We start from the raw sequence: 7,954 nt of genomic DNA on the forward strand, positions 1-7,954 counted from the left end.
GTCCTCAGACGGGCGTGTACCCGTCCTCGGTCTCCATGATGAGCCCCTTCTCCGAGACCGCGTACTCCAGCGCCTCTTTCGCCCGTTCCGGGCCCATCAGGTCTCGGTCGATGGACGCCGCGACCACGATCTCGCGCTCCTCCAGGGCGATGCCGCGCTGCTCCAGGAGCTCGACGAGACGGCGGGCGTCGGCGAGCATCCCTTCCGCGTCCTCGGGAACGCTGCTGGTCGTGTCGTCCTCGTCGTCGCGCGGAGCGAGGTCGTCCACGACGTCGGGAACCTGGCCGCCGTCGGCCTCGGCCTCGGCCTGTGTGGGCGTCTCGTCCAGTTGTCCCTGCGCGTCTCCCGGTTCCTCGCCCTCGGTGTGGCCGACGCCCTGCTGGATGGTCTGGACGTCTGTGAGCCCCGCGACGGGAGCGAGCTTCCGGGTGCCGTCGTAGTCGTCGTCGTAGACCTCGGCGTTCTCCACGACGACTGTCTCGCCCTCCAGGTCCTCCAGGCGGGCGCTCCAGTCCTCTTCCCACGTCTTCAGGTCCATCGCTCCAGTAGTGTCCTTCAGGATGGCCTTCACGCCGTTGCCCTCCTCTCCGAGACGCTGGACAGCCGCGACCTCCGCGGTGACCGTCACGTAGCCCGTGAGCGCCTCAGCGGCGCTGCTGATGGACGTCGCACCGAACGCAGCGCGTTCCTTCTCGACCGGGCTCTCGTCGCCGCTGGTGGCGTCCTCGTCGCCGTCGTCGTCGTCGTCGCCGGCCTCTTCGCCCGGGAAGTACCGCTCGATGAGTCGGGGCGACATCAGGTCCTTCGCGTCCTCGTCGAACCGGATGTACCGCCAGCATCGTTCCTGGGTGTCGCCCGGCGTGAGCTTCCGCGTGCGGGCGCTCTCGACGTCGAGGAGCGCCTGCTGGGCTATCTGCCGTTTGAACCCGTCGGCGCTGGCGACGCGCTCGTCCTGCTCCTCACACATCGCCTTGTAGACGTCGAAGGCGTCGTCCTTCAGGATGAGATCGCCCTGGTCGGCCTGCTCCAGGTACTCCAGAGCGAACCGGCGAATCGGGTCGCTGGCCGCCTCGTACAGCTCCCGGCGCTCCTTCGGGCCCTCGGGCATACTGTACTGGCCGTTCGACTCGATGAGCTCCTGAGCGTGCTTCACCGCGAGGAGCAGCAGCCCCTGCATCGCCCTCTCGTCGTCGAGGAGCGACTGGGAGATCCCCGGCGTCTTCTTCTTGTGTTTCGGGTTCTCAGGGTCGTAGGCGTCGTTATCCACGAACCGGTACGGCATCTCGATGGGGTACAGCCGGTCCCCGATCGCGTCGCTCTCCTCGCTGATCCGCGGCGGTTCGTTCGCGCTGAAGAACATCGCCGCCTCGTTCTCGAACTCGTACTGCTTCTCGTACTTCTCGTTCGCCCGGACGGTGCCGCCGCCGGTGAGGGACTTCAGGATGCTCACGTCCCGGATCTCGCTCACCGAGATGTCGTCACCGACGTTCACGAACGCGCCCGGGAGGCCGCCCGTGGCGAAGTTGTCGTCGCCGGTGAGGTCCTGGAGCTCCACACTCGCCGCGTTGTCCTCGCCGACGAACCCGCGGAACAGCTGCCCCATCTGGGTCTTCCCGTTCGACCCCGGCCCGTACGTGATCAGGAAGGCGCGGTAGGGGTGCCCGGGCATCAGACCGTGCGCGAGGTGATCCAGAAGCGTGTCCCGGTCGGCCTCGCGCTTCGTGATGTCGTCGAGGAACTCCACGACGGGCTCCGGGTCGGCCTTCGCGGGTTCGTAGTCCCACTGGAGGCCGCGAGTGAACTTGTACGACGGGTCGTGATCGTGGAGGTCGCCGGTAGCGAGGTCCACGACGCCGTTCCCGACGCAGAGGTAGTGACCGTCCCGAGCGCGGGCGTTCAGCTCCTCCCGGTGGGTCTGGTGGCGGGCCTGGAGACGCGCGAGGACCTCGTCCTTCTGGCTGCGCGAGTAGTGCGTCCCCAGCTCGCGCTCCAGGACGTTCGCCACGAACTGCTCGCCCCAGCGGTTGAAGTACCCGCGGTCCTCGTCGTAGACCCAGAGCGTCTCGGACTCGACGACGAACATCCACGAGTACCGGTCGTCCAGGGCTTCAGCGGCGTAGTACCGCCCCCAGTCGTTCCCCTCTTCGCTGTAGAGGTCGCGGACGTAGTTCCAGGAGACCTCCCACTCGGTCGTCTCCCCGTCGCCTTCGTCGTCGTCGCCGCCGTCTCCCTCCTGTTCTGCCAGTGCTCGCGCCTCTCCGGGCGGTCGCTTGTGCTCGGGGCCCGACGACGTCTTCGGCATCTCCCAGCCGCTCTGACGGGCGTGGTGGATGACCGTCCCGATGGTGCGCCCGCCGCCGCTGCTGGCGTCGCTGATGATGCGTTCGGCGCGTTCTTCAGCCTCGCTGTCCCACTTGCTCCCCCCACGCGACCAGTCCTCGAACACCGAGAGGGCGGTGTGGTCGCTGCTGAAGAAGTCCGCGAGGGCGAAGCCGATGTCGCGCCAGGTGTTGTACTCGACGTCGGGATCGACGTGGTCCAGGGCGTCGCGGATGTCATCCTCGTCGAGGAACTCCTCCCGGTTCGCGCGACCGCCGTCGCTGGCGTCCTCGAAGTCGGCAGACCGTTCCTTCGTCGGGTCCTCACCCGTGACCGCCTTGTGCGCCTCGATCAGCCAGTCCTCGACGTAGTCGCCGGTGTCGGCGACCTCGTCGCCCGAGCCCTGGAGGCGGTCCCCGGTGAACGTGAAGAACTTCTTCCCGTACGCCTCCACGCCCTCGTGCTCTTCATCGGTGAAGTGGACGTCGCGCCACCACTCGGGCGGCTCGAAGCCGACGAGCGGGATATGGATGCCCTCGCCCGACGGCGAGAACTCCATGTACGCGTCCTCGTCGAAGAACGACTGGAGCGACGGGAGCCAGTCCTTCGGGCGACCGTCCTCGTCGGCGCACCCGTCCAGGTCCAGCGCGCCGTAGACGCCCGGAGCGTGGTCGTCGTTCGTGTTCGAGAAGACGTAGCCGATGCCCCACGTCTCGCGCTCCTGCGCGGCCTCGACGGCCTCCTGGAAGGAGTGCCAGTCGTCCGGGTCGGTCCAGCTGACGCTGAAGTTCCCACGCCAGTGCGGGCGACGCGGCGCGTCCGCGGACGCGTCCCACATCAACCACTGGTCGCGCTCCTTCAGCTCCTCGGGGATCTCGTCGGCGGCCACCTCGACCTCAGACATGGACACCACCCCGCGAACATTTCAGAGGGTTGGGGTGTGCTGCCCCCGGGGGGTCGGTGTGCTCCCCCCGGGTGTCACACCTCCGAGGGCGCGAAACGGCGAGAGCGGGCGCGAGAGTCCAGTTTCCGCACCCCGATAGGTGTGTGTGCTGGGTGTGCTGGGTCCAGACCGAACACTTTCCCCTGCGGGTGTGTGGGTGCGTACACTCGCCCGCTACGCGATAGTAGCGTTTAGGGGTAGCACACCCAGCACACAGGGGGGTTCCCCCCTGAGTTCGGCCGGCTCCGGTCTCCTTCCGGCTGTCCTCGTGGGGCGGGGTGTGACACCCCGGGGTGGCACACAGGTGACTCACCCCAGCACACCCGCTGGTCTTCTGTCGCCAGAGAGGCGACAGTAGGCGGTACAGCTCCTCGTCGAGATCGGCAGTGTCGGTGGTTGCGGTCATGTAGTTCGAGTCGGTGACCGCCCGACGCACCGTGACGTCGGCCTCGTTGCGCAGACCTACCGCTAACCAACGAGCGATAGGTTTACGTTGAAGCCGAGAGAAACCCAGATTAGGGACAATGGGGCGGAATCGACCGCCCCGGGAGGTTTCTCCCAGGCGAGTTGTGTTGGTTAGCTCTGTTTGTGTACCGAGACGTATCCACGACATCCTCTTAAACGTAAGGTGTCCCTCCTTCCGATACCGGCGCGACCGTACGACACAGGTCATGCATCGGCCTCTTCAGGGGATCTCGGCAGCTGCTGTTCGGTCGGGATGAAGCACGTGATCACCGTGGAGTCGCGCGGGTCGTAGACGTACGCGACGCCGCTCTCAGGGTGGACTCGGGTCGGGTCGTTGATCCGCGCGTCGTCGAGGACGACCTCCTCGGCTTCCCTGAACTCCTGTCGAATCCGTCCGCGAGGGAACGGTTCGCGCCCGCTGACACGCTCCAGGAAGCGCTCCTCGGCGTGCCGCGTCACCTGGACGTGCTCGCCGAGATCGTGGTGCGCACCTTCGGCGGCGTCGAGTTCGAGGTAGACGTCCGCGATCCCGGCGGACGGGGAGTATCCCGAGCTCATCGGCCCCCACCGTCCTCGGTCTCTTCGACGGGCTTCCACTGCCCGCTGCGCTTCAGGTCGCGCTCGCTGAGGTAGACCTCGTTGAACGTATTCCGGCTGAGCAGCTTGTAGACGCGGTGACTCTCCCGAGTCGGGACGTCGTCTCGTTCTCGGACCCAGGAGACGGTGTACTGGAACGTGCGCTCGACGACAGCCCACTCGTCGCCGTCGGCCCGCTCGTCGCGTCGGGCGTGCCACATCACGAAGCGGTCGCCGCGGTCGAACGCGAACTCCTCCAGGTCGTCGGCCTCGTCGGCGGTGGCGTAGCCGATGCCGCCTCGGAACTCAACTTCCATCGTCCTCCTCTTCGTTCGGGACGACCCGGTCGAACGTCGTCGCGCCGCACTGGCCGCAGTGCGTCGGGTGGACGAAGGTCTCCTTCTCGCAGTCGGTGCACACCCACCGCTTGACGTCCTCCAGGAGCTTCGGGATCTCCTCGACGGGCGTCTCGGGGTCGGCGTTCCAGAGCGCCAGCGCGATGCCGTTCTGGGGTTCTGGTGACGGTACCTCGCGGTCCTCAGTTGTGTCGTTGGTTTCGTGGATAGACATGTCCGAAAACGCCGGACACGGGAGTCACAGCCGCTGGAGGAGCCGTACCTGGAGGGGACGTAAACCTTGAAGGTCGCCGCCCGAGAATCCAGATACGGACACTGGTCCGGCCCTGTGAACCGCCGTGTCCGTGCGTACGTGCAACGCTTCTGCCCGGTGCTTGCGACACCGGGCGACCTTTGCCCCGACCAATCAGCGACAGCCGACAGTCGCCACTCACGGGCTTCGTGGACTCGCTTCGTGAGCGGCTGGTCTGCATCGTTACCCCGGTCTTCTCGCTCCAACTTGTTATAGCTTTGTGTAACTCAAGCGTTTCACTACACAGGGCCAAAGAATAAGAGGGAGGCCCGCATAAACGGGTGTATGGGACGACCAGCCGAAGTAGATGCCCGTGTCCTGGTGACTGAACTCCAAGCAGCGGCCCGGAACCGTAACGACCGGTGCCCGGTCCTGACCGTCTCAGACCTCGCAGAGGCCGTAGACGTGTCCGACCAGTCGGTCCGGAACCAACTCGACGAACTGGAGCAGAAACCCGGTGTTCGCAGCCGGAAAGTCGGTCAGGCGCAGGTCTACTGGTACTCGCAGGCCGACCAGAGCGACAGCACCTCGCTCGACGTCCAGGCAGTGATCGAGGACGCGCAGAAGGAACTCTGGGAGGACGTCGTGAAGAGCCGCGCCGTGTACCTCGACCGCCGCCGCCAGCTGCTCAACGAGTACGAGGACGGCGACGTGCCGGCGCGGAAGCGCCTCGCCGTGCTGGAGGCGCTCATCGACTACCTGCGGAACGGAACGACGCTGCGGGTCCACTGGGCCGACCTCGACGAGGACGGCCACGACGCGTACGACCTGCCCGAGGACGGGCTGTCACGCGAGGCCGCCGAGCGCTACGTCGAGGAGATGGTCCTGTTCAACGACTCCGAGCACGGGAACGTGAAGGGCCTCTCGGGGCTGCTCAGCATCTGGACCACCATCGGGCTGACTGCGACCGACGGTCACGGGAACCGCTCGCTAGACAACATCGACGAGTCGGAGCTGGAGATCCTCGTCCCGTCGGTGGACGCGCTCCTGGCCGCCGGCGACGTCGCCGACCGGTTCGTTCAGCGCCTCCACGCCTACGAGGGGTGGTGACCATGTCGAGCACCGAGGAAGCCCGCGATCCGACGCAGAACGACGAGGTGCGGCAGGCGTACCAGCAGATGGTTCAGGCCCGGAAGGCGTACCGGCGCGCGTCCGGCACCCAGTTCGAGGACAACGCGCACGACAGCTTTCACGACACCGTCTTCGACCTGTACGACGAGCTGCGCGCTCGCCTGAAGCGCCGTGAGGTCACGCAGGAACTCTGGGAGGAAGAGGAGCTCTGGCCGACTGAGCCGGTCTACGTCACCGTTGCGCTCTGCCCGGCGTGTACCGCGTACGACTCTCTGGACGACGAGAGCGCCTACTCGCCGGGCGACATGTGCCCGAACTGCGGCGACGCCGTCCTGGAGCGCGAGACCGTCCCGAAGACGGACGACGAGGGCCAGCTCGTGTACAACCACGTGGAGGGCCTGAGCAGCCTCGACCAGTTTCGGAACCGCGTCGAGGAGTACACCGTCGAGTACAGCGACGCGCTCGGGACCCACGAAGAGGTGCGGACCCAGCAGCAACTGCTGGCCGCGCAGCGCCTGGAGGCCGTCGCCGATCTCCTCGCCGAGTCGATGGAGGTCCTCGGCCTGTTCCCGGACGCTGAGCTGTCGAACGACTTCGACCTCGACGAGGTCCGATAAACCATGAGCAGCAATACAGATTCGGGCGGAGACGCCGACATCCCCGACCGCTCGCTGGAGAACCCGTTCCAGGAGGGCACCTGGATGCAGGAGCTCTTCGAGGACGTCCTCACCCAGGAGCGCGACGTGATCATCATCGTGGACGACTACCGCGCCCGTCGCGGGACCGGGAAGACGGTCTTCAGCCTCCAGCTGGCCGACGCGATGGACCAGACGCCCGAGGGGATCACCGAGGAGAAGGTGAGCATCCAGCCCGAAGAGGTCCGGAACGCGTACTCCTCGCAGCCACGCGGGAGCGGTCTCGTCCTCGACGAGGCAGAGGTCGGGGCCAGCAACCGGGCGGCCATGTCGAAGACGAACCAGGCACTCCGCGAGATCATGTCGATGGGGCGCGTCGAGCAGAAGTACGTCGTCGTGAACGCGCCGGTGCGCGGGTTCATCGATAAGGACATCCAGAAGCTCGCAGACGTCTGGATCTCCATGACGAACCGAGGGAAAGGCCTCGTGCATCACCTCAAGTGGATGCCCTATCAGCAGACGCTGCACACGCCGAAGCAGCAGTATCTCCAGGTGAGCGACATCGAGACCGGGACCGACCTACGCGGCGTCTATAACTACCTCACCCGGAAGAAGCAGCAGCGCATCAAGGGACAGGACGGACAGGAGTTCATCCCCCTGGACGAACATAAGGAGGAGGTCCAGAAGAAGAAGAAAAACGCCCGAAAAGAGTCACGCGACGAGACCATCCGGGCGATCATGAACCACCCAGAGATACAGGAGACCGACATCAGTCAACGAATGGTCGGCGATGCTATCGGTGTCAGCCAGCAGGCAGTTAGTAATATTCTGAACAGTGACTGACCGACGAACAACCTCACAAACAAACAAGCGCCACACACCATTTACTAATAACGCGCATAAGATTCTCAGCGCGGAATTTAGTGAAGCACCCCGGCAGCGGCCGCCTCGGTCCCGTCCCCGTCCCGGTCTCGCTGCGGGAGCTGGCGCTGCGAGGGCGGAGTCGTGAGCGACGACGAGGACCTCGTCGAGGAGCTGCTCGCCGACGTCGGCGCGGAGGCCGCGGGCTGGAACCCGGACGATCTCCCGCCGAGTCAGCAGCGCCTGCGCGACGATCTCCACGCCGCCGGAGCGCCCGAGTGGATGCTGGAGAAGCTGCGCGCGGGGACGTACCACGACTACGCCAGCGACGTCCCGATGCCGAAGGCGTTCCTGGTGGCCGAGTGCGAGCGCGCCGGCCTCGACGAGGTCGCGTTCCGCGCGCGTCGCGGCGACTACGACGCCTAACCAACACACG

The 7,954-nt window shown here is 66.1% G+C and carries 8 protein-coding genes; 4 read left to right on the top strand and 4 right to left on the bottom strand.

The window, feature by feature from the left end; all coding sequences use genetic code 11:
- Positions 1 to 4: 4 nt before the first annotated feature.
- The 4 genes from EP28_RS11250 to EP28_RS11265 form a co-directional block, all read right to left on the bottom strand.
- The gene (locus EP28_RS11250) at positions 5 to 3,223 is read right to left on the bottom strand and encodes a phage/plasmid primase, P4 family (RefSeq protein ID WP_049984114.1); all 3,219 of its coding nucleotides are present in this window, start codon (positions 3,221 to 3,223) and stop codon (positions 5 to 7) included.
- Positions 3,224 to 3,931: 708 nt separating this feature from the next.
- On the bottom strand, positions 3,932 to 4,285 hold the full coding sequence (locus tag EP28_RS11255; RefSeq protein WP_049984115.1) for a hypothetical protein: 354 nt from the start codon (positions 4,283 to 4,285) through the stop codon (positions 3,932 to 3,934).
- Positions 4,282 to 4,620 (bottom strand): hypothetical protein, encoded by a 339-nt coding sequence (locus EP28_RS11260; protein ID WP_049984116.1) that lies wholly within the window; start codon positions 4,618 to 4,620, stop codon positions 4,282 to 4,284. The genes EP28_RS11255 and EP28_RS11260 overlap by 4 nt, the downstream gene beginning before the upstream one ends.
- Positions 4,610 to 4,873: a hypothetical protein gene (locus EP28_RS11265; protein WP_049984117.1), complete on the bottom strand. Its 264-nt coding sequence runs from the start codon at positions 4,871 to 4,873 to the stop codon at positions 4,610 to 4,612. Before EP28_RS11265 ends, EP28_RS11260 begins: the two co-directional genes overlap by 11 nt.
- Before the next feature lie 363 nt (positions 4,874 to 5,236).
- Here EP28_RS11265 and EP28_RS11270 point away from each other — a divergent pair, with 363 nt between their 5' ends.
- From EP28_RS11270 to EP28_RS11285, 4 genes are all read left to right on the top strand, one after another.
- Positions 5,237 to 6,001: a helix-turn-helix domain-containing protein gene (locus tag EP28_RS11270; protein WP_155118477.1), complete on the top strand. Its 765-nt coding sequence runs from the start codon at positions 5,237 to 5,239 to the stop codon at positions 5,999 to 6,001.
- Positions 6,002 to 6,003: 2 nt separating this feature from the next.
- Positions 6,004 to 6,639 (top strand): hypothetical protein, encoded by a 636-nt coding sequence (locus EP28_RS11275; protein WP_049984119.1) that lies wholly within the window; start codon positions 6,004 to 6,006, stop codon positions 6,637 to 6,639.
- A gap of 3 nt (positions 6,640 to 6,642) precedes the next feature.
- On the top strand, positions 6,643 to 7,500 hold the full coding sequence (locus EP28_RS11280; protein WP_049984120.1) for a hypothetical protein: 858 nt from the start codon (positions 6,643 to 6,645) through the stop codon (positions 7,498 to 7,500).
- 162 nt (positions 7,501 to 7,662) lie between these two features.
- Positions 7,663 to 7,944, top strand: coding sequence for a hypothetical protein (locus EP28_RS11285; protein WP_049984121.1), 282 nt, complete (start codon positions 7,663 to 7,665; stop codon positions 7,942 to 7,944).
- Positions 7,945 to 7,954: the final 10 nt, after the last annotated feature.

The organism is Halorubrum sp. BV1, assembly GCF_000746205.1.
In the GTDB taxonomy this organism is placed as follows: domain Archaea; phylum Halobacteriota; class Halobacteria; order Halobacteriales; family Haloferacaceae; genus Halorubrum.